Here is a 25473-nt window from a genome sequence, read left to right as displayed (position 1 = left end):
GGGGATCAGGCCGCCAGCAACTGCTTGCGGTCGACGCGCTCCTGCTGTGGCGAGCGGGCGTAGAGCTCGCGGTAGCATTTCGAGAAATGCGAGGCCGAGACGAAGCCGCAGGCGACCGCGACCTCGACCACCGGCATCGACGACTGGATCAGCAGGTGCCGGGCGCGGTCGAGCCGGATCTCCAGATAGTAGCGGGCAGGGGAACGGCCCATCTCGGTGCGGAACAGGCGCTCGATCTGGCGACGCGACAGGTCGACATGGTCGGCGATCTCGATCAGCGACAGCGGCTCGGAGAGATTGCCTTCCATCAGTTCGATGATGGTCAGCACCTTCGAGTTCTGCACGCCGAGGCGGGCGCGCAGCGGCAGGCGCTGGCGGTCGGTCGGGCTGCGCACGCGATCGGTCAGCACCTGTTCGCAGACCCGGTTGACGAGGCTCTCGTCGAAATCGTCGCCGATCAGCTTCAGCATCATATCGAGCGCGGCGGTGCCGCCGGCGCAGGTATAGATGTTCTGGTCGACCTCAAAGAGGTCGGCAAAGACATTGGCCTTCGGGAACGCCTCGGAAAAGCCCGGCAGGTTTTCCCAATGGATGGCGCAGCGCTTGTTGGACAAGAGGCCGGCGGCGGCAAGGATGTGCGCGCCGGTGCACAGGCCGCCAACGGCGACGCCACGATTGTACTCCTCGCGCAGCCAGGCGAAGGCCGATTTGTTCTGGTAGCGCTCGACATTGACGCCGCTGCAGACGATGGCCATGTTCGGCCGGTCGGGGCCTGCCATCTTCTTGCGTTCTTCCTCCAGCGAGGTGTTGACCGCGCATTCGACGCCGTTCGAGGCGCGCACCGGCTTGCCGTCGATGCTGGCGAGGCGCCAACGATAGGCCTCGTAGCCGAGCATGCGGTTGGCGGAGCGCAGCGGGTCAAGTGCGGTCGCAAAAGCGATCATGGTGAAGTCGGGGACAAGGAAAAACACAAACGATCGCTTGATCGGATGCTTGATGGCGTTCACGGGAACCTCATCTGGCCATGGCGCGAACAGGATGTCGCGAATAGCATAGCGACATCAGGAAAAACCTTGGCTGTCAATTGGCTACGCTGCCTTTGCGAGACAATATTTGCGACATGGGTCGCAAATGGGCAATCCGTGTGCGGTAATGCTCCGGGGAGCGGCATCAACTGTTCACGCGACAGGCAAAATGTACAAAGGCAAAACAAAAACGCCGCCGTGGCGGGAGCCAGGCGGCGTTACAGTCTTGAAGCAGCGGCAGGGAGACGCTGCCTTGAAAAATGGTCAGGCCACGAAGCCGAGGCGCGCCGCAGCCATCGCACCGGTCTGGCCGGGCATGGTGTTGGCAAGGCGCTGACGCTCGAGAGCGGTCGTCAGGTTCATTTCGCGGCGGGTAAAGAGGCGGGCAAAAAGCTTCATCATCATCTCCTATCGGTTGCTCAGACGGGTCGCCTTCGCTTGATGGAGTGGGGCAGCTCGTTTGCTGCCGCTGATATAGGCTTGTGCTGCGTAAAACTAAATCGCAAAAACGAAGCGCTTGATATGAAATGCGACACGGATTGCGACAAATTTGGGCAAGCTGCTTGAAATTTGTGATTATTTACAAGGCATTAATTCGAAATCAGAGCTGCTATGCGGCTTGCTCATATGCGTCATGCGTTGGCGGCATGGCTTCAAACTCATTTGAATACAAATAAAATAAAGAAGGCCTGCCGGGCTGGGGGCGCGGCAGGCCTTCAGCATTTGGTACACACGATCTACTTTGCTCCAGCCCAGGATCCAACGCCGTTGCGAGTGCCGGTCTTGGTGTCGGAAGCCTCAGGCCAGCCGATATCCTTCTGCAGTTCGATCGGCAGGGAGCGGATGGCGCGTTCGGTCTGGTAGCGGGCACGTGCCGCGCTGAATTCAGTCGCGATGCGACCGAGGGATGACAGGATAGACATTTCATTCTCCTTTGGTGCCGGGCCGGGGGACATTCCGGCGTTTGATTTGGGAGGTCTTACACGCGGCGTGTTTCAACCCCATTTCATGTCGATTGCAGGTTTGTGTCGTGGTCGTTTCGTGGCTGCTTGTGGCAGAACCTCAACCGATGGAGTTGACTATCCTCCCAATTCGGTGTTCAATCAAACGAAATGGAATGATGCTTTGTATCAGAAAAATTGAAGGTCGCTTCCGATGAACGCCCCGCTCAATCATCCGCTGCCGCTGCTCGATCTCGACGTTATGCGCACTTTCGTGGCGATTGCCGAGACCGGCAGCTTCACCACTGCCGCCAATGCCGTCTTCCGCACGCCGTCCGCGGTCTCCATGCAGATCAAGAAGCTGGAGGACATTCTCGGCCGCTCAGTGTTCGCGCGCGACGCCCGGTCGGTGTCGCTGACCACGGATGGCGAGATGCTGCTCGGCTATGCCCGCCGGCTGCTGTCGATCAACCGTGAAGTGGTGTCGAAGTTCATCATTCCCGAGATTGTCGGGGTGGTGCGGCTCGGCTCGCCGGATGATTATGGCGAGCGCGTGCTGCCGCATGTGCTGAAGCGTTTCGCGCAGTCGCATCCGTCGATCGCCGTCGACGTCACCATCGACCAGAGCAGCAATCTGCGCCGGCGCATGGACGACCGGGCGCTCGACATCACGCTTTTGACCAACTCCTACAAGACCAGCGCGCTCGGCGCCGAGGTGCTGCTCACCGAGCCGATCGTGTGGGCCGGCGCCAAGGGCGGCTGCGCGCATCTGCGCGAACCGCTGCCGGTGTCATTGTGGGAAGAGGGGTGCGCCTGGCGTGCCGGCGCGCTCGAAGCCCTGGGGCGCGAGGGCCGCAACTACCGCGTCGCCTATATGAGCGCGCACACGGCCGGCCAGCGTGCCGCGATCATGGCCGACCTGGCCGTCGCGCCGCTGCCCCGATCATTCCTCGGCAACGACATGGTCGAGCTCTGCCCGAAGGACGGCATGCCCGATATCGGCACCTACAATCTGGCCATGGTGGTGGCGCCGGACGCCAGCGCTCCGGTCAAAGCCGTCGCCGACCATATCCGCGCGACCTTCGAAGTGTTCCGGGAAACCGGCAAGTTCTGACGAGCTTGCCGTGAGCCGCGTTTCAGCTCGCACGATGGCATCAACCGATCGATTATCTGTTTGAAATCATAGCGAGTCTTTTGCTGTCAGGCTGCGAACAATGCGTAGCCGGGCCTTGAAATTCATCTGGATAATGCGCATTCACCAGCTATCCGAACACTCCAGTAACGTTGGTTCGAATCCGACTGGCTCTACCGCAGGGTAGTCGTCTAGCGGCGTTTCTGTTCTAACGCTTGCCATCCCACATTCGGCGCTCAGCTTCCCAAAGATCCTGCGAGAAAGCCGCTTCTTCCCTAACTCTCGATTTGAGCTCATTGGTCTTGAAAAATGCCTCGATATCAAATTCGTGTCCGTCGATGATAGCCGAGGCTAGCTTATCTGCTTCGGTCAGCTTGCTGCCTAGCTCGATTGCACGATCTTTCTCTAGCCACTTAACGTAAGGTATTGCAGCCGCAAGAAGGTCGCCCAGGTCTTCGATCGCTTTCAAACTGAAATTCGTCCGACGATGGACAAGGAAAACACCGTTGCCCGAGGCTCGTTCGACGTAGACCACTCGCTCGTCATGCCAAAGGTCTTTACCGGGGCCAAAGTGGGCCATGCACTTGTCGCGAAGGTCAATGATTTCGGCATGTTTTGCCTTTAGCGCCCGATCGTAGGCCCGCGTTACACCAACATTGAACCGTTGGACTGCTCTGGTATGAGTGGCGCGTGAGTAAATGATGACCGCATGGACAAGCAGCGCGCTGCCAACGCGCGATGCCGTCTCCGAATTCTCCCTACCGATACCATGCAGAATTTTGACGGATTCTGCCGCATCACGAAGGTCCAATCCGACAGACTCCACTGCGTGAAACACTTTTATCGCGCGGATGAGATTCTTGTCGCGGGTCGGGTCTAGCTGGTCGACAACGGCAGTCAGATCAAAGGCTTTGTCGGGAGATTTCGTCATGTCCGCAACTAGGCTTCTGCCTTCGGAGCGTTCCGGACCTCATCGGCCTTGGTTTTGATTTCGTTTTGGAATGCGGGGGATTTGGCGACCTTGTCGTCCCCTCCGGTTTCATCAAACCATTTGACTACGTCGCTTACCGCCGCACCGATATCATAGGCGGTAAGCTTGAGATTCGCCCATTGTTCGCCCGCATGCTTCGTGGTGTGAAAGCGGCTCGCGCTAATGTAGGCCAATATGTGCCAGACGACGTTGTTGCGGAAGGCGGACCCACGGGCGGGTTGCTGCAGCAGCAACTCCTTGATGATATCGCGCTTAGCCTGAATGATATTGGCAAAGGTACCCAGCGGATATGCCTCCGAAAACAGTTGCCCGTACTCATCGTCCAACTTCAGCAGTGAATTGGGGCGGCCTCGTGCGTCGCCACCCTTGAACAGTAGAGCCGAAACTAGAGACTGTGCCATCTCCGTAAGAGTGACGATGGTTGAGCGAGCTCTGCCTTGGTTGCGATATTGGTTCTTCCTACGCTCGTAAAAGATGCCAATCTGGCGGAGATGGTCTTCGATGTTTCGGTGAATGCGGTCCATTCCGCGCAAGTACGGCTTTGGAATATGCGTCTGGCTGTTCGTGGCCCGGATAATCGAGTCCCGTATGGAATCCGACGGCGGAATAATTATGCGTACCAGCACCCGCTTGCCCTTGATATGGTCCTTCACGCCCTGGGTAAACTTGTCCGACGACATGAACGCGTGGATGACGTTCGAAGTCTGCAGCCCGTTGACCAAAAGTGGGTCTGTGAGCGCAAAGGTCTTTCCTTTGGGGTCGACTTTGTCGGCAACGAGCGTAATGCCGTTGTTGAACCACCAAAAATCTTCGTCGCCTAAGGATTCGAGGGTTTGCGCTATCGCGTCGTTGACATCAGTGGCGCCCAGAAAGTCTCGCACATTGGCGTCAAAGAGTGCCCTGACGATGCTGCCGTTGGCATCGCTCAAAAACGCCATCAACGATTCAATGGTCACCAGGCAGGCGATAGACAGTCCATCGTGAGACAACGACTCCTGAAACACAAGGTTTTTGACGTTGGTTTGTGGCCTGCGTGAAATCTCGATGAGGTCTCGCGCGCTGAGGAATTCGATATTCGCGTTAGCCGTGGTGCTACGAGCTGCCAATTCCTTTTTAAGCGTCTCAGCCGTTGCCAAAACGCTTTTGTGTATGTTGGCGTCGTCACCCTTCGTCGCATAGTACAGGGTGGCCTTGATGGTCGCTGCGCGGCCGGAAGACGCTAAAATGCTGTAGCGCGCGATAGCGAATTGCGTCTGGACGTCGGGATTGTACTCCTTGAATTCGTGCTTGCTGTAGTCCTTGCCAAGGTCGAGCAGGTCCGCGACGGTCGCGCGCACCGACTTCAGAGGGTTCTCCTCGAAGGAATTGGTGTATTTGGACTGGATGAGGATGATTTCGATCTCAAGCGGACCCTTTTCAGGGATGGTCTTGTTCTCAACATCCTCCTCGGTCATCGCATGGCCGTTTACGAGAACGAACATCGCGTCAACCTGACCGTCGCCACCGCCATCGGTGTTGCCGGCATCAATTTCATCCACGCTGAGGTCATAGGGGCCCATCAAGAGCGTGTTGACGACCATCTCGAACGCCTTGCTGCTATCGTCGATCCCAGCGTCCTTGGCGCGCTCCTCGGTCATTTGCTGTACAAGGACGCGATATTGGTCGTCTGCCATGATTGTATCTCCCCCGTAAGGGGCTTAGCTCTACTCGATTTCACTTACGCTGGTCGAATCTTGGCTGGCGTCATCCACCAAATAGTCCTGCATTGAAAGAATAAAGCCTCAGACTCCGACGGTTCCGGGCGAACTCTCACTGCAGCCGATGTGGAAGGTTGGGCAGACCTAATCGAAAGCCGGGAAGATCGCCTATCAGCCAGATCGATACGAGGAAATGGTGCAAGCAATCTAAGTGCTAGCCAATCCGGTCTTGAACGGATTGCCTGACGAAGCTTCGGCTGACCAGGTGGTGATCGCCTCGTTCTTGCCCTGACGAGCGGTTCTTCCACTGGTTAGAAACGCCACGATGTGCTGGCGCGCGCGGCGTGCTTCCGGCATGTCGATCAATGGCCAGGCGTGGAACATGCCTTCCTCGTGGACGACCTCGACCTCGACACCAGCGTCCCGCGCCTTTTGCGCGAAGATCAGATTGTCGGGCGTCAAGAGATCGTGCGAGCCGGTCAAAAGCAGCGTCTTCGGCAGCACCGACACGTCGCCATAGATCGGGCTGATGTGCCAGTCGCTGCGATCGATGCCGGCGCTGTACATCCGGATCGCTTCGAGACCACCCGCGATGCCGAGCCAGGGGTCGTTGCGCTCTGCCTCGAACAGCTTCGGGTTGGAAAGCGACATGTCGAGGCCGGGCGAGATCAGCACGTGGCGCGCGGGCAGGGGCAAGCCTTCTTCCGCGGCCATCATGGTCAGCACCACGGCCATGTTGCCGCCGGCGGAATCGCCCATGAAGACGATGTCTTCCGCCTCCGTCTCGTCGAGCATCTGGCGATAGACGTCGCCGACCATGCCGAACATGGCGTGGAAATCGTGCTCCGGAGCGATGGGATAGATCGGCACGGTGATGGCATAGCCCAGCCGGTCGGCCATGTCGGCAATCAGGTGCCAGTGATAGGGCGTGATTTCAAAGACATAGGCGCCGCCGTGCAGATAGAGAATTCGCCTCTGCTCGCCGGCCTTGGGGGCGATTTCGTAAACCGGAAAGCCGTCGACTGTGCGTGTCTGGATGTGCAAGCGCTGATGTAGCGAAGCCGGCGGATGATGATCCTCGGTCTTGCGCGCGGCCGCGATCCAGCGCCGCAGGTTTTCCGGGCTGGAAAAGGCCTTTTTGCGGCTGTACCTGAGCACGAACGACACGAAGTGGCTTTTCAAACTTGGCATGCGGGTACACGAACTTCGGCTGCAGCCGACTAAGAGAATTTCCCCTCTCTTGCGAAGATCGTACCTTGGCCGAAAATGTCAAGATTTACCCGGTGTCCACGGCGGTGTGATGCGCGCCGCCGCCATCAGCGGCGCGGCAAAAGTGCCGCGCGCAGCCGGTTGCTGGCAGCCGCCGGGGATGTCCGGGATCCCGGGCGCCTGCCAAGCAATTTGCATTTGTCGGCAAAGGTCATCAGCGCGCCGTGCCCAGAAGCAGCGACGCGAGCGCGGCCTGCGGGTCGCTGGGCGGCGAGGCCGGCCAGCCGATATCCTTCTGGACATGCGCCGGCAGGCTGTTCAGCGCGCGGATCGCCTTGTTCCTGGCATGGTTCTGCCTGATGGTCACACCGAAGCGGCCGAGATTTTCGAACATCGACATTTTCATCTCCCTTGAAGAACGGCGGGGGTCGAGGATTGTCCTCGGCCGCCGTTCGATGCGGGGTAAATGCGCCTGCCATGTATCGGATGGATTTCGCGAAAACAGCGGTTTGGTTTCCAGATCGGTTCGATCCGGAAACATTTGCATGCAAATGAGTTTGAGGTTCGAGATGGCCTGTGAAGGTCGCGTCTATTCGCGGCTACGCCTTGCCGCGTGGCCTTCGCGCGAGCGTCGGCGCGGCGTGGCGTCGCCGGCGATGCCGTCCTCGCTCACCGTCTTGCGCGGCGGCAGTTTCACCGCCGCCGACAGTTTCGGGAACGGGTCGACCTTGTTGGGCAGCGCCATGGCGTAGACGAAATGCTCCTGGAATTTCGGTTCCAGTGCGGTCTCGATCTTCTCGATCTGGCTCACCGTCTCCTCGATCTCGCGGCGATAGCCACGGTTCAGGAGCGCCATGCGCGCACCAGCACCCGCGGCGTTGCCGACGGCGGAAACCTTGTCGAGGTCGCAATCGGGGATCAGACCCAGCACCATGGCGTATTTCGGATCGATGAAGGAGCCGAAGGCGCCGGCGAAATGGATGCGGTCGACATGCTCGGTATTCTGCTTTTCCATCAAAAGCTTGGTGCCGGCATAGAGGGCTGCCTTGGCGAGCTGGATGGCGCGCACATCGGTCTGGGTGATGGTGATCTTCGGTTCGCCTTCCTTAAGCACATAGGAGAAGGTGCGACCATTGGCGGTGACGCGCGGAGAGCGCGCGGCAAGCGATCCGTCGACAACGCCATCCTCCGAGATGATGCCGGCGAGATACATCTCCGCCACGATCTCGATGATGCCGGAGCCGCAGATGCCGGTGACGCCGGTCGCCTGCACGCTGTCGAGGAAGCCGGGCTCATCGGACCACAGTTCCGAGCCGATGACGCGGTATTTTGGTTCCAGCGTGTCGGGATCGATGCGCACGCGCTCGATGGCGCCGGGGGCGGCACGCTGGCCGCCGGAGATTTCGGCGCCCTCGAAAGCCGGACCGGTCGGAGAGGAGGCCGCCACGACCCGCGCACGGTTGCCGAGCACGATCTCGGCATTGGTGCCGACGTCGACGATCAGCATCATCTCGTCCTGGCGATGCGGGCCTTCCGACAGCGTCACCGCCGCCGCGTCGGCGCCGACATGGCCGGCGATGCAGGGCAGCATATAGAGGCGCGCACCCTGGTTGAGCTTGAGGCCGATGTCGGAGGCCTTGATACGCACCGCACCCGAGACGGCGAGTGCGAAGGGGGCGCCGCCGAGTTCGGTCGGATCGATGCCGAGGAACAGATGGTGCATGATCGGATTGCCGACGAAGACGGAATCCAGGATGTCGTTGCGCTGGACATTGCCCTCCGCGCAGACCTTGTCGACGAGGCTGGAGATCGCCTCGCGCACGGCCACCGTCATGCCTTCGCGGCCGTCCGGGTTCATCATCACATAAGAGACACGGCTCATCAGATCCTCGCCGAAGCGGATCTGCGGGTTCGAGGTGCCGGACGAAGCCGCGACGCGGCCCGACAGCAGCGACACCAGATGCATGGCGATGGTGGTCGAGCCGATGTCGCAAGCCAGGCCATAGGCCTCGTTCTTGAGGCCCGGCCAAAGCGCGATGACGCGCGCTATATCGCTGTCGGCGTCCTTGTGGATGGCGGCGGTCGCGGTCCAGTTGCCCTTGCGCAATATGCCTTGCACCTGCGGCAGCAGGTAGAAGTCGAATTCGAGGTTTTTGAAGCCCCAATCCTTCATCAGCGCGATCTTCAGCCGGTCAAGGTCGCCGAGCGGCTTGTGCATGTCGGGCTCTTCGATCTCGACATAGCACATGCGGATCGCCGTATCGCGGGCGATCACCCTGGTGTCGGCATCCTTGCGGATGGTCTGCGCGTTGATGACCGTGTCCTGCGGCACGTCGATGACGAGGTCGCCGAGGATCTGCGCCGAGCAGGAGAGGCGACGCCGCTCAGGCAGGCCGCGCACGCGCTCGTAGCGCTCTTCCTTGGGTCCCTTGGGTGAGATGTGGTCGTTGGAGGAGACGATCTTGTGCTTGGCGAAATTGCCTTCCTGCACCTCGATCTGGCAGCGCCCGCACGTGGCGCGGCCGCCGCACACGCTCTCGACATAGACGCCAAGCTGACGCGCGGCATCGAGCACCGGCGTGCCGACGGGAAACCGCCCGCGCTTGCCCGACGGCATGAACAGCACGAGTGGATCGGTAATGTTGGCAGGCGAGTTCATGCGTACACGTGTCTCGGAAGGGATTGTCGATACCGTTTAACGGATCGTTTCACTATTGGGCGGACTGTCTGATGGTCCAGAGGCCAATCATGTCCGATCTCCTGCTGTCCAGCATATTCACCGCTTTTACCATGGTGCGGCTGCTGAAGGGGCCGTGGCTGCGCAATCCGCAATATCTGGCCACCGGAATTCTCGGTGCGATTGTCGCGGTGCTGCTGCTCAACGGGCTGTGGCCCGCCTATGACGATGACTTCGTCATAGGCGGCGTGACCGGCATATTCGGATCGTGGGCGGGAATGGCGTTGTTCGACGCCATATTGGGCGTCGCCTGACCGCAAAGCAGACGCGTCCGACCGCATCGATGATGCGATCGGTCCAGCGTGGTTTGCAGTCCGGTTCACGATTGCGCGCTTACCCCCGACCCATGCGGGCTTCACGGCCGCCGCGGCGGCGACCGCCATTGCCGCCGCCTTCGCCGGGGGCGTTGACTGCCGTTGGCGCCGCGACCGCATGGCCGCCTTCGGCCGGCTTGTAGTCCTTGTAGGTCCTGATCCAGTTGGTGCAGTTCTCGTCGGTGCCGTTGAGCACATTGGCGCCGCGCACGGCTTCCATTTCCTGCGGACGCACCGGGTTCATGATGGCGCTGGTCATGCCGGCGCCGATCACCATCGGGATGAAGGCGGCGTTGATGCCATGACGATGCGGCAGGCCGAAGGAGATGTTGGACAGGCCGCAGGTGGTGTTGACCTTGAGCTCTTCACGCAGGCGGCGCAGCAGAGCGAACACCTGGCGGCCAGCGTCACCCAGCGCGCCGATCGGCATGACCAGAGGGTCGACGACGACGTCGTGCGCGGGAATGCCGAAATCGGCGCAGCGCTGCACGATCTTCTTGGCGACGGCGAAGCGCACGTCCGGATCCATCGAAATGCCGGTCTCGTCATTGGAGATGGCGACGACCGGGACGTTGTATTTCTTGATCAGCGGCAGGATGGCTTCGAGCTTTTCTTCCTCGCCGGTGACGGAATTGACCAGCGGGCGGCCCTTGGCGACCTTGAGTGCCGCCTCGATCGCGGCGGTGACCGAGCTGTCGATCGACAGCGGCAGGTCGACGAGGCCCTGGACGATCTCCAGTGTCTGCACCAGCAGCGCCGGCTCCGTGGCGTTGGGGTCGACCGCGGTGACGCCGGCATTGACGTCGAGCATGGTGGCGCCGCAGGCGGCCTGTTCCAGCGCGTCCTTGATGACGGTCTCGAAATTGCCGGCGACCATCTCGGCGGCGAGCTTTTTGCGGCCGGTCGGGTTGATGCGCTCGCCAATCACGCAGAAGGGCTGGTCGAAGCCGATGATGATTTCTCGTGTCGCCGAGGCAACGATGGTCCGCGTCATGAAATCTCTCCGTCGTGATATAAAGAGTTCTTTATATCGTTATCTCTTTTCGATCAAGCGAATGGTGATCCTCCGCGCGGATCAATGCGCGGTCTTCACCATATCCACCTGGGTTTCGGTAATCTCGTCGTGCAGGATGTGGTCGAGCCGGTCGGCAACCATCTGGTCGTCGCGACGGATTTCGCGCTTCCAGGGCTGGCGGCCCTTCAGCACGCCCGATTCATCGACGATCTCGGCGACATATTCCTCCTGGCGGTAGGCCATCACATGGACGCCCGAGATCCCAGGGATTTCCTTCACCTCGTTGATGATGTCGATGCAGAGCTGCTTGCCTTCCTTCTTCTGATCCTGCGCGCCTTCCAGCCGCTTGATGACGGCATCCGGGATGTGGATGCCAGGCACGTTGGAGCGGATCCACTTGGCGGTCTTGGCCGAGGCAAGGGGACCGACGCCGCACAGGACGAACACTTTTTCGGTATGGCCGAGATCGCGCGCCTTCTGCATGAAGGTCCTAAACATCGGCACGTCGAAACAATACTGCGTCTGCACGAACTGCGCGCCGGCGGCGATCTTCTTTCCGAGATGGATCGGGCGGAAGTCGAAGGGCGGCGCGAACGGGTTGACGGCAGCGCCTAGGAAGACCTGTGGCGGCGTCGTCAGCTTGCGGCCGGACAGGAACTTGCCGTTGTCGCGCATGATGCGGATGGTCTCGAGCAGCGACATGGAATCGAGGTCGAACACCGGCTTGGCGCCGGGCTGGTCGCCGGCCTGCACGCCGTCGCCGGTCAGGCACAGCATGTTGGCGACACCCATGGCGGCACCGCCCAGCACGTCGCCCTGGATGGCGATCCGGTTCTTGTCGCGGCAGGCGATCTGCATGATCGGGGCATAGCCCATGCGGGTCAAAAGCGCGCAGATACCGACCGAGGACATGTGGCAATTGGCGCCGGAGGCATCGACGGCGTTGATGGCGTCGACCCAGCCGTCGAAGATCTTGGCCCGGTTGTAGACGTCCTCGGGATCGGCGCTGTCGGGGGGATTGAGTTCGGTCGTCACGGCGAATTCACCGCGCCGCAGCACACGCTCCAGCCGGCCGCGGGACGAATGGCCGGGCAGGGGATCGAGCGGCAGGTGAATGCCGGCCGGGTTCTCGTCGCGCTGACGGGCGCTCATGCGGCGGCTCCGGTCTTTGGTGCGGCGGCGGCTTCACGGGCGGCAGCCGCCTGCGCGGTGACCCGCAGCCAGGCGGAGGTTTCACGCAGCGACTGGTCGACCGGCTTCTGCACGGCCAGGATCTTGTCGGAGTTGACCATGTTCTGCGAGCCTTCCCAGGCCTTGACCCAGACGCAGGGCATATCGGGCTCGACCTCGCAATTGCCATTGGCACGCACGCCACCGCAGGGGCCGTTGCGCAGCTGCTTGGGGCAATTCATCGGGCACGACATGCCGGTCGACGACAGGATGCACTGGCCGCACATGCGGCAGTCGAACATGAACCCCTTGACGCGCTTCTCGACGAATTTGATCGGAGCCTCGACGCGGCCGTAGCCGATGCCTCTCCACAGAGGATGGAGGAGCAGAAACATGTCGGCGAAGCGGGAATAAAACCATTCGAGCAGACGCGAATGCCGGATCGACCATAATCTCACCGCGAAGGAGCGCTGCACGCGCCGCTGCGGCGACACGTCGGCCGGCTTGTAGTCGGATTTCGGCGCAGCCTTCTTGACCAGGGTGGCCTGGGTAACCGTCGGCCCATCGTTTTTGACAGGAGTGGTCTCAGACATTTTCTTTGCCCCCCGCCTTGACCAGAGCGACCAATCTTTCACGGTCATATTTCGTGTCGAGGTCCTTGAAAGCCTTTTCGACCTCGGCTTCGAGATCGTCGCCGACCGGAACCGGATCGGCCTTGCGCCATTCGGCCAGATAGTCGTCGGTACCGCCGGCGCCGGTGCGCATGGCGCACATGTCGATGGCTTCGGTGAAGCGCAGCGGCAGCTCGCGCTTGGCATTTTGCCGGCCCTTCTTGACGATGACCTGGGCAGGGATGTCGCGCCAGTAGACGACGATAAGATCGGCCATGAATTCTCGCTCCTCGATCTTAGAGCATTGCCGGATGCGCAATGGACCCGCTTGTTATGGGACGACGCGCGCGCATTCAAAAGCGACGCATTTCAATGTCGTAAAATGAAAGGCGTGTTTATTCGTTCGCGGGGCGCACCGGCGGCAGGGTCGGCGTGCCGAAAAGCCGTCTGGCCCTGTGCGGCTCCGGGCTGATGAGACCTACCAGATTCCGGTTCTGAGGCCGGTCCAGAGGTAGAACCAGATCGTCGGATGATACCATTGTTTGGAAGGCAGGCCGGGATCGATCGTTGTGAGTTTTCCGGCCAGTGCATCGCTGACGGCCTCGATGCAGATATCGCGCGAGAACGCCGCCTGGCGGAGCGCGTGACTGGAGATGGTGTCGCCTTTTTCCGGTCTGCCGCGTGCCTGCTTCAGCACGCCGCCAGTGTCGACGCCAGCGTCGACGAGGTGGATGGTCGTGCCGAAATTCTGCGCGTCACCGGATGCCAGGGCCCAATAGCCGCCATTCATGCCGCGATATTTCGGCGTGATGCCCGCATGGTAGTTGAGCACCGGGCAGGGCATTTTGCGCAGCATCTCGGCCGAGATCAGTCGGCAACCGTTGAGCAGCACGACGCCTGGCTGGATCTTCTGGATCGCCTGCAGGCACTCAGGCCCATTGGCCGAGGCTACGCGGATAATCTCCTGGCCTGGTCGTGGCTCAACCTCCAGTCTCTCCTCGGCAATCAATCGCGCGCTATGGCCGGCCCGCAGCCGCTTGCCCAACCTGCTCAGCACCATCGTGCCGAGCTGGCCCATGGCCGAGACCCAGCCTTGGCGGCGAGCCCGACCACGCAGCAATTGCTTTTTGGATTCAGGGGTTTCGAGGATGACGCTGACAGGACCAACGCGATCGGCGATTGCGTTGATCATGGCCCAGACATGCTGGCCGCCGCCGGTCACGACGACGATCGACGCGCTGGTTGCTACCGGTGAAGACATGGCCCGCTTTCCTGCCTTGCACGCGGCCAGCTGCCGCATGCTGGCCGGATTTGTGCCGGAACGGGGTTAAATCTTGATGACCACGCTCAGCGCTTGAACTCGATGATGTCGAGCTTCGATTCGTAGTAGGGCGCGGGAAGTTCGACGCGCCATTCGCTGGCACCGGTGCGGAAGGCATAGCCGACCTGGTCGGTTTGCGGACCGCTGCCATAAGGTTTTGCCCGATCGTTGTTGACGGAGCCGGAGCCGAGATAGATGGCGCGTTTCTCGCCATCGTCGAAAAAGCGGCCCTGGGTTCGCTGCGAACCGCTGATCTTTTCCAGCCGCCAGCCGGAACCGTCGTCGGTCACCTTGCACTTGAACCAGCCATAGATGACGAGCGGGCTCAAACCGCCTGCCTTGATGGTGCGGCACTTCCAGTTGCCGGTCAGGTCCTTGTCGGAGAACGACACCAGCGGCTTGGCCAGCAAGGCATCGAGTTGTTTGACCTCGGCCGGGCTGCCCGCTTTCGCCTCGGCGAGCGCCGCCTTGCGCGTCTCGCCATATTTGTCGAGGCGGACCTTGTCGGCGGGCGTGATCAGCTTCTGTACCTGGCCGTCGGCAAGGGCGGGCAGGGTGCAGCAGAGCAGGCCGATGGCGGCAAAAAGGGGACGAAGGATCATCTGGAACTCCCTGAGTCTCTAAAATGGCAGTCGATAAAAATGGCAGTTGATGTCTGGAGCGGCGCCGTTGCCGGCCGATGACTGACCTTATCGGGTCGCTCGCGCCTGTCATCCGTGCTTAACAGCGTCGCCGTCAAAAATCATGGTGCGACGCATGCGAATCTTGCTCACGGGATCGTCGGGTTGGCTGGGTAGCGCGCTGGCGCCGCGGCTCCGCGCGCTTGGCCATGAGATGATTGGCCTCGATCCTGTTCCTTCGGTGGAAACGCAGGTGATCGGCTCGATCGCCGATCGCGATCTGGTCATGCGGGCGGTCGGGGATAATCGAATCGAAGCCATCATTCACAGCGGCGCGCTGCACAAGCCCAATATAGAGAGCCGCGCCAACAGCGATTTCGTCGCCACCAACGTGCAAGGCACGCTGAACCTTCTCGACGCCGCGGTGGCGAGCGGCGTGCAGCGCTTCGTCTTCACCTCTACCACCTCGCTGATGATCTCGCAGGCAATACGCGACGGCTTCAAGGGGGGTGCGCGCAAGGCCGCCTGGCTGACCGAGGCGATGTCGCCCGAACCGCGCAACATCTATGGCGTGACCAAGCTTTCGGCCGAACATCTCTGCCGCCTCTATCATCTGCAGCATGGCTTGCCGGTGGTCGTGCTGCGCACGGCCCGCTTCTTTCCCGAAGCCGACGACATGGCGCATGCGATTGAACAATCAGATGCCAACACCAAGGCGAACGAATTGCTGTTCCGCCGGCTGACCGTGGAAGACGCGGCGGAAGCCCATGTCGCGGCATTGGAGAAAGCGCCGCAGCTTGGCTTCGACATTTCTATCGTCTGTGCGCCGACACCGTTCCGGCCTGATGATTGCGCCGAACTGATCGCCGATGCGCCGTCGGTGGTCGCGCGCTATTTCCCGGACTTTCCGGCGCTCTACGCGCAAAAAGGCTGGACGATGTTTTCCTCCATCGACCGCGTCTATGATGCCTCGCGGTTGCGGGAGAGGCTCGGCTTTGTCTGTAAGACGAGCTTTGCCGATGTGCTGGTGGCGCTAAGGGCGGAGAATGGGCCAGGCTAGCGCAATCGCGATCAGGCGACCTTCGCTGCCTGCGCCATTTCGACCGTCAGGTCGCCATAGCCGGTCGCGCGCCGCTCATAGGCAAGGCCGAGCAGGGCGGCGGCCTTTTCCGCAACCTTGTCGAGTTCCGGGTCGTCGGTCTGGGCCAGATAGACCAGCTTTTCGTAATTGCCGAAATAGTCCTTGATCAGTTCCGGGTGCTTGTCGAGGCCGAGCGGCTTCATGAAGAATGCATCGAACTGGCGGCACAGGAAATCCGTCATGTAGAAGGACATCATGTCGTCGTCGGCGATCTTCGCGTAGGCTTCCATGCCTTGATAGAAGGCGAAGCAGTGCGGGCCGGCCATGCGCTCGACGCCATGCTTCTCGATGACGCGGTCGAGCAGGCCACCGGTGCCGCAATCGGCATAGCCGACGAAGATGTGCTCGTACCCTTCCGTCTTGGCCTTCTCGATCGCTCTGTCCATGGCGGGTGCGATGCGGTCGGGATAAAAATGAAACTCGGCCGGCAGGCAGGTCAGTTCCAGGTGATCCAGCCCGAGCTGTTCCTTGACGGCCAATACCTCACGCGCAATCATCCCACAGGCGATGACAAGCAACCTGTCTGTTTGATTCGGTTTCGTTTTTTGCGTCTTGACCAAGTCGAGCGGCTTTCGCTGCGGGGCTAATTTACCTGTCGAGGGAGACACCGTCCATGAAACTGCTACGTATCGCGCCGATGGCTATCCTTGCCTGCGCACTTGCACTCACCGCCTGCGCCAACACCATTCGGGGTGTCGGCAAGGATGTCAAATCGACGGCGAGAGCAGTCAAAGACACTGTCGCCAACTGATCGGCTGCCTCGTCTATCATCTGGGAACAAAAAAGCCGCGCTGCAAGGCGCGGCTTTTCTTCTCGGTCATCCTGATGCCTTGGGTCAGGCCGAAGCGCGGACATTGTGCTTGCGCTTCATGAAGTCCTTGGCGGTCTCGACGGCTACCGCAGCATCGCGACAATAGGCGTCGGCGCCGACGGCCTTGCCGAATTCCTCGTTGAGCGGCGCGCCGCCGACCAGCACGACGTAGTCGTCGCGGATGCCCTTTTCCTTCATCGTGTCGATGACGACCTTCATGTAGGGCATGGTGGTGGTCAAAAGCGCCGACATTCCGATGATGTCGGGCTGATGCTGCTCGATCGCATCGAGATATTTCTCGACCGCATTGTTGATGCCGAGGTCGATGACGTCGAAGCCTGCGCCTTCCATCATCATGCCGACGAGGTTCTTGCCGATGTCATGGATGTCGCCCTTGACGGTGCCGATCACCATCTTGCCCTGCTTCGGCGCTCCGGTGGCGGCGAGCAGCGGGCGCAGGATAAACATGCCGGCCTTCATGGCGTTGGCGGACAACAGCACTTCGGGAACGAACAGGATGCCGTCGCGAAAATCCTCGCCGACGATGCGCATGCCTTCGACCAGCGCCTCGGTGAGCACCTTGTAGGGTACCCAGCCGCGCTCCAGCAGGATGCGCGTGCCTTCCTCGATCTCTTCCTTCAACCCGTCATAGAGATCGTCGTGCATCTGCTGCACCAACTCGTCGTCGGAAAGTTCAGAAAGGATGATCTCGTCGTCGGACATTTTTATCCAGCTCCTCACGGCATCGCGACTGTGTCGCAAGGCACAAAATATTAGCGTTCATACCTAACCCGCAACGGGCGGCTATCCATAGCTGATTTGCGACTTCCCGCAAAAGGAAAGCGACTGGAAAATCTATTGGTTTTCTTGTCGATTTTGCGACAGGCGTTGGCGCGGACGGGCCGTTTCGAATAGGGTGCATGGCTACGATCCGGCGAAAGCCGCGCCATGCGGCCACAACGGCTACGGACCAGCCATCGTCAGGCCAGGCCATATTCAGGGAAGAGCGATCATGAGCGAACACGCGGCAGTCGACCAGGAAGCGTCAAACGCGCGGCGTGGGCGAGGCGCGAGCGGCGGAGCGGCGGCAAGGCGCGCCGCGCGTTCCGGCGGCGGACCCGGTACCCAACTCACCTACATCAAGCGCAAGATCAACATCTATGAGGTGCTCGACGAGGAAGGCCTCGCCCTGATCGAGAAAAACACCGACACGGTGCTCGAAGAGATCGGCATCATTTTTCGCGATGACGCCGAAGCGCTGCAGCTTTGGAAAGAGGCCGGCGCCGACGTCAAGGGCGAGCGCGTGCATTTCCCGAAGGGTCTTTGCCGTTCGCTGCTGAAGACCGCGCCGTCCGTCTATACCCAGCATGCCCGCAATTCCGAGCGCTCGGTGCAGATCGGCGGCAATGCTACTGTCTTTGCGCCGGTCTATGGCCCGCCCTTCGTGCGCGACCTTAACGGTGTCAGGCGCTACGCGACGATCGAGGATTTCCAGAATTTCGTGAAGCTCGCCTATATGGCACCGTCGATCCACCATTCGGGCGGCACGGTGTGCGAGCCGGTCGACGTGCCGGTCAACAAGCGCCACCTCGACATGATCTATTCGCACATAAAATACTCGGACAAGCCGTTCATGGGCTCCGTGACCGCGCCGGAACGCGCCGAAGACACCGTTGCCATGGCCAAGCTCGTGTTCGGCGACGATTTCGTCGAGAACAACACGGTGCTGACCAGCCTGATCAACGCCAACTCGCCGATGGTGTTCGACGAAACCATGCTGGGCGCGCTGAAGGTTTATTCGCGCCACAACCAGGCCTGTATCGTCACGCCGTTTATCCTTGCCGGCGCGATGAGCCCGGTGACGGTCGCCGGCACGCTGACGCAGGTTCTGGCCGAAGTGCTGGCCGGCGCATCGTTCACGCAGCTCATCCGGCCTGGCGCGCCGGTGCTGTTCGGCACCTTTGCCTCGTCGATCTCGATGCAGTCGGGCGCGCCGACCTTCGGCACGCCGGAGCCGTCGCTGGTGTCTTATGGCGCTGCCCAGCTCGCACGCCGCCTCGGACTGCCGTTCCGCACCGGCGGTTCGCTCTGCGCGTCCAAGGTTCCGGATGCGCAGGCGGCCTATGAAAGCGCCAACACGCTGAACTCGACGATCCTCGCCGGCACCAACTTCGTCCTCCACTCGGCCGGCTGGCTCGAGGGCGGGCTGGCGTCCTGCTACGAAAAATTCATGATGGACATCGACCAGCTCGGCATGCAGCAGAAATTCTCCGAAGGCGTCGACCTGTCGGAGAACGGCCAGGCGATGGACGCGATCCGCCAGGTCGGCCCGGGCAGCCACTATCTCGGCTGCGACCACACCCAGGCCAATTTCCAGACGGCCTTCTACCGCTCCAGCATCGCCGACAACAATTCCTACGAACAGTGGCTGGCCGAAGGCGAGAAGACCGCGCCGCAGCGCGCCAATGAGCTCGCCCGCCGCTGGCTGGAAAGCTATGAGGCGCCGCATCTCGATGCGAGCATCGACGAAGCCCTGAAGGAATTCATCGCCAAGAAGAAGGGGTCGATGCCCGACGCCTTCACTTGAAAGGAGCCCGAGTCAGGCGGGGCTAAAGTCGCCAACATCATCCACAAGGAAGTCTGGCGGAGCGCCTTCTCCGACCCGGACAAGAAGGGATGATTCTGTGCGCGGCATGATCGAAGAGATCACGGCCGCGCTCGGCGCCAATGGCCTCATCCTGCGTGGCGGCTTTGTTTTCTCTGATGGCGAGGACGCCCCTCACGGCGCCTCGGGCGCGCCGGCGAAATCCGTGCTGCTGGTGGGGCAGGCGGGAGCTACACCCTGGCCGCATTTCCTGCGCTGGCGCGAACAGCAGCCGTCGACAATCGCCAATCCGCTCGACAGCTGGTCGCGGCAGGTCATTGGCGATGTGGCGGAGGCATTTGGCGCGCGCTCTGTTTCTCCCTCCGACAAGCCCTATCTGCCGTTCCAGCAATGGGCTGTTCGGGCAGAGGGGCTAAAACCGTCGCCGCTCGGCATCCTCATGCATCCGCAATACGGGCTTTGGCATGCCTATCGCGGCGCGTTGCTTTTCGAGGACGAGATCGCGCTTCCGGAGCAGGGCGAGGCAATTCATCTTTGCGACGCCTGTGTCGAGAAACCCTGTCTGAAATCCTGTCCCGTCGATGCCTATTCCACGGAAGGCTTCGCCTACCGGGCCTGCCTGGCGCATGTGCGGAGAGGGAATGGCGAACCGTGCCGGAGCGGCGGCTGCCTCGACCGCAACGCTTGTCCCTATGGCACGGAATATCGCTACCCGTCTGATATCCAGGCCTTCCATATGGCGGCATTCGCCGGCCTGTGATCATCACGCGATGCTGCACGAAATGTTGACGGATACTTCTAGGGAATGCCTTGCCGTGGAAGGTCGCGTGGATATGTATCGCGCATCTGACAAATGGAGCAGGCAATGACGAAGCATGACCTCAGGATCAAGACCCGTGACGGGGTGGCGAAGGCGGGCCTGTTCCGCTCGGCCAAGACGTCCCCTGGCAAGGCCGGCGTCATTCTCTACCAGGATGCCTTCGGCCCGCGTCCGGCGCTCGACGGCATGGCCGAGCGGCTGGCGGGCGAAGGCTATGCGGTGCTGGTGCCGGACCTGTTCCATCGCAATGCGCCCTATGGTCCGTTCGACGCCAAGACTGCCTTCACCGAGGAAGACAGCAAGGCAGCGCTGATGGCGCTGGTCGCTGGCACGACACAGCAGATGACCATCAGCGACGGCGAGGCCTTTCTCGATGCGCTCGCCGGCGAAGGCATCACGGGTCCGATCGGGACCGTCGGTTATTGCATGGGCGGCGCACGGGCGCTCAACGCGGCCGCGGCCTACCCGGACAGGATCAGGGCCGCCGCCAGTTTCCATGGCGGCAATCTCGCCAGCGATGCCGCCGACAGCCCGCACCGCAAGGCGGCATCCATCAAGGCGAGGGTCTATGTCGGCATGGCCGGCGTCGACCGGAGTTTCCCACCGGAGCAGTCGACACGGCTGGAGGAGGCGCTGCGCAATGCCGAAGTCGACCACGCCATCGAGAACTATGTCGGCATGGCGCATGGCTGGTGCGTGCCCGACCACAGCGTCTACAACGAAGCCGGCGCCGAACGGCATTGGCGAAGGCTGATCACGCTGTTTGCCGAAACACTCGGGTGAAGCTTCCGCCTGCCTGGCACCTTTTCCCGGTAGAACGGGGAGGAGGAAGAGGCGGTGCGTAAAAAATCTTTGCATCACCCCAAGGATTAGCCATTAGCCTTCGTCCAACAGGCAAATGATGGCGATGATGCTGGATGAGAGCGAAGCCTCCGACGCCGAACTGATCGGGCGGGCGAAGGGCGGAGACAGGGGTGCCTTCGGCAAATTGCTGGAGCGCCACTACGACTTCGTCTATCGCGCCGCCTATCGCTGGTGCGGCAAGAAGGCGGATGCCGAAGACATCGCCCAGGAAGTCTGCGTCCGGCTCGGCAAGGCGATCCGCGACTATCGCGGCGGCGGCGCCTTCACGACATGGCTCTATTCCGTGACGATGAATGCGGCGCGCGACATGATGCGCAAGACCGCGCGCGAGACCGTGAAGACCGAGGCCTATGGCGTCCATGCGCTGATTTCGGGCGAGGCCCCGGCCGAGAGCGAGGATCCGGCCGAGGCGCTGTGGACCGCGGTGCGGCAGCTTCCGGACAAGCAGCGCGACGCCGTACTGCTGGTCTATGGCGAGGGCTTGAGCCATGCGGCCGCCGCCGAGGCGATGGCGATCTCGGAGACGACGGTTTCCTGGCACATCCATGAAGCGAAGAAACGGCTGAAGGCGCTGATGCGTTCAGCCGGGGAAGTGTGACCATGGTCGACGACAACGAACTCAACAGACTGCGCGATATCGCGGCACCGGCGCCGGGTGAGAGCGCGAAGGCGCGCGCCTTCGAAGCCGCCCTGCGTGCCTATGATGAGGAAAATATTTCTGCCGTCACCCAAGGATCGGTCGGCGGCCTTCGTCTCACAGAGCGAGCACAAAAGCTCTGGAGCGAGATCATGCAAAAGAAACTCATCGCCACGCCGGCTCTTGCCGGGCTCGTCGCCCTGCCGATCGCCGGATACGCCACCTTCCATCTGCTGAGGGAACAGCCGGCCAAATTCGGCGGCGACGAAAAGATCACCGAGACGCTGGCCGACAAGCCGGCGACGTTGAAGCCGGCCGAGCCGAAGCAGGCTCCAACCGAACTGGCGAAGGACAAGAAGGCCGACGCGGATGTCGAAAGCCGCGACGCGACCGGCGTGCTTGTGGCGCCGGCGTCGCCGCCGAAATCCGAAGCCGCCCAGGCCGGCGGCACAGCTCAGCAGACTGCCAATGAACGCGCGGTGGTGGCCGAGCCGGCACCACCGGCGCCAACGGGTGAATTCGCGCTGAATAGCGCCGCGCCGAGCACGTCGCGGCTCGCCCGCGCGCCGGCTGCCGAGTCCAAGCTGATGGCGCCGCAGCCGACCATCGCGCCGGCGGATCAGATCGCGCCGCAGGAGGAAAACCGCAACCGCGTCCAGGATTTCAAGACCAATCCGGTGCATGCGGCGCTGGAAGATCCGGTCTCGACGTTCTCGATCGATGTCGACACGGCCTCCTATTCCTTCGTGCGCCGCTCGCTGAAGGAAGGTGCGGTGCCTCAGGCCGACACGGTCCGTGTCGAGGAGATGATCAACTACTTCCCCTATGACTGGAAGGGACCGGATTCGGCGTCGACGCCGTTCAACTCGACCGTCAGCGTCATGCCGACGCCGTGGAACGGGCACACCAAGCTGATGCATGTCGCCATCAAGGGCTTCGACATCAAGCCGACCGAACAGCCCAAGGCCAATCTGGTCTTCCTGATCGACGTTTCGGGCTCGATGGACGAGCCGGACAAGCTGCCGCTGCTCAAGTCGGCATTCCGGCTGTTGGTCAGCAAGCTCAGGGCCGACGACACGATCTCGATCGTCACCTATGCCGGTGAAGCCGGCACCGTGCTGATGCCGACCAGGGCTGCCGAGAAGGACAAGATCCTCAATGCCATCGACAATCTGCAGCCGGGCGGTTCGACGGCCGGTGAGGCCGGCATCAAAGAAGCCTACAAGCTTGCCCAGCAATCCTTCGTCAAGGACGGCGTCAACCGGGTGATGCTGGCCACCGATGGCGACTTCAATGTCGGACAGAGCGACGATGATGATCTCAAGCGCCTGATCGAGCAGGAGCGCAAGAGCGGTGTCTTCCTGTCGGTGTTCGGCTTCGGACACGACAATCTGAACGACCAGATGATGCAGACCATAGCCCAGAACGGCAACGGCACCGCCGCCTATATCGACACGCTGGCCGAGGCGGAAAAGGTGCTGGTCGAGGATGCCTCCTCGACGCTGTTCCCGATCGCCAAGGACGTGAAGATCCAGGTCGAGTTCAACCCCAACAAGGTCTCGGAATACCGCCTGATCGGCTACGAGACCCGGGCGCTCAACCGCGAGGACTTCAACAATGACCGCGTCGATGCCGGCGATATCGGCTCGGGCCATTCGGTCACCGCGATCTACGAGATCACGCCGAAGGGCAGCGGCGGCGATCAGATCGATCCGCTGCGCTATGGCCAGGCCACGGTCAACAATGGCGGCGTCGCCAATGCGGACGAATATGCCTTCGTCAAGATCCGCTACAAGCTGCCGAACGAGGATGTCTCGAAGCTGATCACCACGCCGGTGACCTCGGCCAACGAGGTGGCGTCCTTCGACCAGGCCAGCACCGACCAGCGATTCTCCGTCGCGGTGGCTGCCTTCGGCCAGAAGCTGCGCGACGAGGATGCGACCGCGAAGTTCGGCTACGACAAGATCATGGAGATTGCCACTGCCGCCCGAGGAGCCGACCCGTTTGGATACAGGTCCGAGTTCCTCTCGCTTGTGCGCCTTGCCTCGGCGCTGGGCGGTAACCGGTAGTGGCGATGACGGCCGGTTTCCTTCGGATGGGATCGTTCTGACAGGGGAAACCGGCCCACGGGCGGGTGAGGCAGGCCGGCGAGGGGTCATTCCCTTGCCGGCCTTTTTTTGGATCCGTCGATGTTCAGGTGAGGCCGGCCTGCAAACGATGGTTTCCTGCGCTTCCGGTGCTCACGTACCCAAAAGTACGCTCCGCTCCGGTTCTCGGAACCCATCGTTTTCGACTCGGCCTGACCTGAATCTCAACGGATCCTGGCGCAAGCGTTAACCGGCATGATCGTTAAATTGCGCGAGATTTCCGGTACCGGATCGCAATTTCCTGTTGCTACACCGGACTTGTTTACAGGGCTTGAGGGAGCCGGAATTGCAGATCAGGACTATCGCCAACTCGCCGCCGCCGGTGCGGGACGCTTCGACGGTTTCATCAGCCCCATCGGCCGAATCCAGACGCATCAGCGACGATGTCGCGCAGGCGCGTCACACCGCCATGTCGGCGCTGACCAACGACCGCTTCCGCGCCATGCTGGAACAGATCACCGATCCGGCTTCTTCCGGCGCGCTGATGACGATGCGCGGCGACAATGTGGTCGACTTCAAGTCGGCGCAGTCGAGCTACGCCGACAACAGCGAATAATCGAAATCCTCAGGCCCGGCTGCGGCGACGCTCGCGGCGGGCTTCGCTGGTTTCGGCGGTGTTTTCCGTCGCCACCTTGTTGCGCATCGGACCGATGCGCTCGACGATCGTCTCAACCGTCGGACGACCCGCCTTGGTGTGGGCGTCGAGCGCCTTGCGCATGGCGGCGAGGTGCTGGAACGAAGTGCCGCAGCAGCCGCCGACAATCTTGGCGCCGGCATCGACGGCGAGGCGAACATAGTCGGCCATCAGTTCCGGCGTGCCGGAATAATGGATCTCAGTACCGCAGAATTCCGGAATGCCGCAATTGCCCTTGACGATCACCGTCGCCTGCGGCTTCGCCTCGGTCATGTCGAGCAGCGAGGCCAGGATGTCTGAAGCGCCGACGCCGCAATTGGCGCCAACGCCGAGCGGTGCTTCGGACAGCCCGTCAACGACACCATGGATGTCTTTCGGCAGCAGGCCCATCATGGTGCGGCCGGCTGTGTCGAAGGAGCCGGTATAGGTGTAGGGGAGGCCGACGCGGATGGCGGCTTCGGCGGCGGCGCGGATCTCGTCGGGCGCCGACATCGTCTCGATCCAGGCGACTTCGGCGCCGCCTTGCTTGAGGCCCTCGATCTGCTCGGCAAAGGCGTCGACAGCTTCGTCATAGGTCATGGCGCCAAGCGGCACCAGCAATTCGCCGGTCGGGCCGACGGAGCCGGCAACGATCACCTTGCGGCCGGCCTTGTCGGCGACGGCGCGGGCAATCTCGGCGGCGCGCTTGTTGAGCGCTTGCACGCGATCCTGCGCACGGTGGAGCTTCAGCCGGTGGCGGGTGCCGCCGAAGGAATTGGTCAGGATGATGTCCGCGCCGGCATCGACGAAATTCTGGTGCAGGCTGGTGATGGTGTCGGGCGCTGTCTCGTTCAGCAATTCCGGCGCCTCGCCGGCCTCCAGGCCCATCGCGAACAAATTGGTGCCGGTGGCGCCATCGGCCAGCAGCACGCCCTTTTCAGCCAGCAGGGCATCGATCGGATTGGTGGTGGTCATCGGATTGGCTTTCGTGTTTCAAATTCGAATAAGGATATAAAGAAGTCTTTATGTCTAGTCAATGATTTGTGGCGGCC

At 61.6% G+C, this 25473-nt stretch carries 27 protein-coding genes; 10 read left to right on the top strand and 17 right to left on the bottom strand.

Annotated features, from left to right (window positions below):
* Nucleotides 1-5: 5 nt before the first annotated feature.
* The 3 genes from AB4Z43_RS02435 to AB4Z43_RS02425 form a co-directional block, all read right to left on the bottom strand.
* Nucleotides 6-944, bottom strand: a complete 939-nt coding sequence (locus AB4Z43_RS02435) for a GlxA family transcriptional regulator (protein WP_246723905.1) — start codon at nucleotides 942-944, stop codon at nucleotides 6-8.
* A gap of 345 nt (nucleotides 945-1289) precedes the next feature.
* Nucleotides 1290-1424 carry a hypothetical protein gene (locus AB4Z43_RS02430; RefSeq protein WP_080512035.1) on the bottom strand — a complete coding sequence of 45 codons (135 nt, stop codon included), beginning with the start codon at nucleotides 1422-1424 and terminating at the stop codon, nucleotides 1290-1292.
* A gap of 338 nt (nucleotides 1425-1762) precedes the next feature.
* The gene (locus AB4Z43_RS02425) at nucleotides 1763-1948 is read right to left on the bottom strand and encodes a hypothetical protein (RefSeq protein ID WP_032930657.1); all 186 of its coding nucleotides are present in this window, start codon (nucleotides 1946-1948) and stop codon (nucleotides 1763-1765) included.
* A 232-nt stretch (nucleotides 1949-2180) separates the two neighbouring features.
* Here AB4Z43_RS02425 and AB4Z43_RS02420 point away from each other — a divergent pair, with 232 nt between their 5' ends.
* Nucleotides 2181-3080 (top strand): LysR substrate-binding domain-containing protein, encoded by a 900-nt coding sequence (locus AB4Z43_RS02420; RefSeq protein ID WP_441935725.1) that lies wholly within the window; start codon nucleotides 2181-2183, stop codon nucleotides 3078-3080.
* A 226-nt stretch (nucleotides 3081-3306) separates the two neighbouring features.
* Here the strand turns inward: AB4Z43_RS02420 and AB4Z43_RS02415 are convergent, their stop codons facing one another.
* The 5 genes from AB4Z43_RS02415 to AB4Z43_RS02395 all read right to left on the bottom strand — a co-directional run bounded on the left by AB4Z43_RS02415 (nucleotide 3307) and on the right by AB4Z43_RS02395 (nucleotide 9654).
* Entirely contained in the window at nucleotides 3307-4029 is a 723-nt protein-coding gene (locus AB4Z43_RS02415; RefSeq protein ID WP_441935723.1) for a hypothetical protein, read from the bottom strand.
* An 8-nt stretch (nucleotides 4030-4037) separates the two neighbouring features.
* Nucleotides 4038-5762 carry an AIPR family protein gene (locus AB4Z43_RS02410; protein WP_441935721.1) on the bottom strand — a complete coding sequence of 575 codons (1725 nt, stop codon included), beginning with the start codon at nucleotides 5760-5762 and terminating at the stop codon, nucleotides 4038-4040.
* A gap of 231 nt (nucleotides 5763-5993) precedes the next feature.
* Complete coding sequence (locus tag AB4Z43_RS02405) at nucleotides 5994-6977, bottom strand: alpha/beta hydrolase fold domain-containing protein (protein ID WP_441935719.1); 984 nt, start codon at nucleotides 6975-6977, stop codon at nucleotides 5994-5996.
* A 232-nt stretch (nucleotides 6978-7209) separates the two neighbouring features.
* A complete protein-coding gene (locus AB4Z43_RS02400) occupies nucleotides 7210-7395 on the bottom strand; it encodes a hypothetical protein (protein ID WP_032933507.1) in 186 nt (61 codons plus the stop codon).
* 189 nt (nucleotides 7396-7584) lie between these two features.
* Nucleotides 7585-9654, bottom strand: a complete 2070-nt coding sequence (locus AB4Z43_RS02395; protein WP_010910017.1) for an ASKHA domain-containing protein — start codon at nucleotides 9652-9654, stop codon at nucleotides 7585-7587.
* Between the two features lie 89 nt (nucleotides 9655-9743).
* Between AB4Z43_RS02395 and AB4Z43_RS02390 the strand changes: the two genes are divergently transcribed.
* On the top strand, nucleotides 9744-9986 hold the full coding sequence (locus AB4Z43_RS02390; protein ID WP_441935717.1) for a hypothetical protein: 243 nt from the start codon (nucleotides 9744-9746) through the stop codon (nucleotides 9984-9986).
* A gap of 79 nt (nucleotides 9987-10065) precedes the next feature.
* Here AB4Z43_RS02390 and AB4Z43_RS02385 read toward each other — a convergent pair whose 3' ends face one another.
* The 6 genes from AB4Z43_RS02385 to AB4Z43_RS02360 all read right to left on the bottom strand — a co-directional run bounded on the left by AB4Z43_RS02385 (nucleotide 10066) and on the right by AB4Z43_RS02360 (nucleotide 14765).
* Nucleotides 10066-11040: a methyltetrahydrofolate cobalamin methyltransferase gene (locus tag AB4Z43_RS02385; protein WP_019858705.1), complete on the bottom strand. Its 975-nt coding sequence runs from the start codon at nucleotides 11038-11040 to the stop codon at nucleotides 10066-10068.
* A gap of 81 nt (nucleotides 11041-11121) precedes the next feature.
* A complete protein-coding gene (locus tag AB4Z43_RS02380; RefSeq protein WP_010910014.1) occupies nucleotides 11122-12213 on the bottom strand; it encodes a methylenetetrahydrofolate reductase in 1092 nt (363 codons plus the stop codon).
* Nucleotides 12210-12824, bottom strand: coding sequence for a methylenetetrahydrofolate reductase C-terminal domain-containing protein (locus tag AB4Z43_RS02375; RefSeq protein WP_038647388.1), 615 nt, complete (start codon nucleotides 12822-12824; stop codon nucleotides 12210-12212). Before AB4Z43_RS02375 ends, AB4Z43_RS02380 begins: the two co-directional genes overlap by 4 nt.
* Nucleotides 12817-13119, bottom strand: coding sequence for a virulence factor (locus AB4Z43_RS02370; protein ID WP_019858703.1), 303 nt, complete (start codon nucleotides 13117-13119; stop codon nucleotides 12817-12819). The genes AB4Z43_RS02375 and AB4Z43_RS02370 overlap by 8 nt, the downstream gene beginning before the upstream one ends.
* A 201-nt stretch (nucleotides 13120-13320) precedes the next feature.
* Nucleotides 13321-14103 carry a formyl transferase gene (locus AB4Z43_RS02365; RefSeq protein WP_441935714.1) on the bottom strand — a complete coding sequence of 261 codons (783 nt, stop codon included), beginning with the start codon at nucleotides 14101-14103 and terminating at the stop codon, nucleotides 13321-13323.
* Nucleotides 14104-14189: 86 nt separating this feature from the next.
* Complete coding sequence (locus AB4Z43_RS02360) at nucleotides 14190-14765, bottom strand: DUF4893 domain-containing protein (RefSeq protein WP_019858700.1); 576 nt, start codon at nucleotides 14763-14765, stop codon at nucleotides 14190-14192.
* 154 nt (nucleotides 14766-14919) lie between these two features.
* Here AB4Z43_RS02360 and AB4Z43_RS02355 point away from each other — a divergent pair, with 154 nt between their 5' ends.
* The gene (locus AB4Z43_RS02355) at nucleotides 14920-15843 is read left to right on the top strand and encodes an NAD-dependent epimerase/dehydratase family protein (RefSeq protein WP_064984035.1); all 924 of its coding nucleotides are present in this window, start codon (nucleotides 14920-14922) and stop codon (nucleotides 15841-15843) included.
* A gap of 11 nt (nucleotides 15844-15854) precedes the next feature.
* Here AB4Z43_RS02355 and AB4Z43_RS02350 read toward each other — a convergent pair whose 3' ends face one another.
* On the bottom strand, nucleotides 15855-16484 hold the full coding sequence (locus AB4Z43_RS02350; protein ID WP_038647385.1) for a DUF1638 domain-containing protein: 630 nt from the start codon (nucleotides 16482-16484) through the stop codon (nucleotides 15855-15857).
* Nucleotides 16485-16537: 53 nt separating this feature from the next.
* Between AB4Z43_RS02350 and AB4Z43_RS02345 the strand changes: the two genes are divergently transcribed.
* Entirely contained in the window at nucleotides 16538-16675 is a 138-nt protein-coding gene (locus tag AB4Z43_RS02345; RefSeq protein WP_081296086.1) for an entericidin A/B family lipoprotein, read from the top strand.
* An 84-nt stretch (nucleotides 16676-16759) separates the two neighbouring features.
* Here AB4Z43_RS02345 and AB4Z43_RS02340 read toward each other — a convergent pair whose 3' ends face one another.
* Entirely contained in the window at nucleotides 16760-17458 is a 699-nt protein-coding gene (locus AB4Z43_RS02340) for a corrinoid protein (RefSeq protein WP_027046950.1), read from the bottom strand.
* Nucleotides 17459-17747: 289 nt separating this feature from the next.
* Here AB4Z43_RS02340 and AB4Z43_RS02335 point away from each other — a divergent pair, with 289 nt between their 5' ends.
* The 6 genes from AB4Z43_RS02335 to AB4Z43_RS02310 all read left to right on the top strand — a co-directional run bounded on the left by AB4Z43_RS02335 (nucleotide 17748) and on the right by AB4Z43_RS02310 (nucleotide 24364).
* The gene (locus tag AB4Z43_RS02335; protein WP_019858696.1) at nucleotides 17748-19322 is read left to right on the top strand and encodes a trimethylamine methyltransferase family protein; all 1575 of its coding nucleotides are present in this window, start codon (nucleotides 17748-17750) and stop codon (nucleotides 19320-19322) included.
* 97 nt (nucleotides 19323-19419) lie between these two features.
* Entirely contained in the window at nucleotides 19420-20100 is a 681-nt protein-coding gene (locus AB4Z43_RS02330; protein WP_064984038.1) for a 4Fe-4S dicluster domain-containing protein, read from the top strand.
* A 105-nt stretch (nucleotides 20101-20205) separates the two neighbouring features.
* Nucleotides 20206-20943: a dienelactone hydrolase family protein gene (locus tag AB4Z43_RS02325; RefSeq protein WP_027046949.1), complete on the top strand. Its 738-nt coding sequence runs from the start codon at nucleotides 20206-20208 to the stop codon at nucleotides 20941-20943.
* 118 nt (nucleotides 20944-21061) lie between these two features.
* Nucleotides 21062-21622 carry an RNA polymerase sigma factor gene (locus tag AB4Z43_RS02320; protein WP_027046948.1) on the top strand — a complete coding sequence of 187 codons (561 nt, stop codon included), beginning with the start codon at nucleotides 21062-21064 and terminating at the stop codon, nucleotides 21620-21622.
* 2 nt (nucleotides 21623-21624) lie between these two features.
* Nucleotides 21625-23730 carry a vWA domain-containing protein gene (locus AB4Z43_RS02315; protein WP_064984039.1) on the top strand — a complete coding sequence of 702 codons (2106 nt, stop codon included), beginning with the start codon at nucleotides 21625-21627 and terminating at the stop codon, nucleotides 23728-23730.
* A gap of 364 nt (nucleotides 23731-24094) precedes the next feature.
* Nucleotides 24095-24364, top strand: coding sequence for a hypothetical protein (locus AB4Z43_RS02310; RefSeq protein ID WP_064984317.1), 270 nt, complete (start codon nucleotides 24095-24097; stop codon nucleotides 24362-24364).
* Between the two features lie 9 nt (nucleotides 24365-24373).
* Here AB4Z43_RS02310 and bmt read toward each other — a convergent pair whose 3' ends face one another.
* Nucleotides 24374-25396, bottom strand: a complete 1023-nt coding sequence (gene bmt, locus AB4Z43_RS02305; RefSeq protein WP_441935708.1) for a betaine--homocysteine S-methyltransferase — start codon at nucleotides 25394-25396, stop codon at nucleotides 24374-24376.
* Between the last annotated feature and the right edge of the window lie 77 nt (nucleotides 25397-25473).

It is taken from the genome of Mesorhizobium sp. 2RAF45, assembly GCF_052115225.1.
Lineage (GTDB): Bacteria > Pseudomonadota > Alphaproteobacteria > Rhizobiales > Rhizobiaceae > Mesorhizobium > Mesorhizobium jarvisii.
The sequence above is the reverse complement of the archived record's forward strand: the minus strand, read 5'-3'. Positions and strand labels throughout refer to the sequence as shown.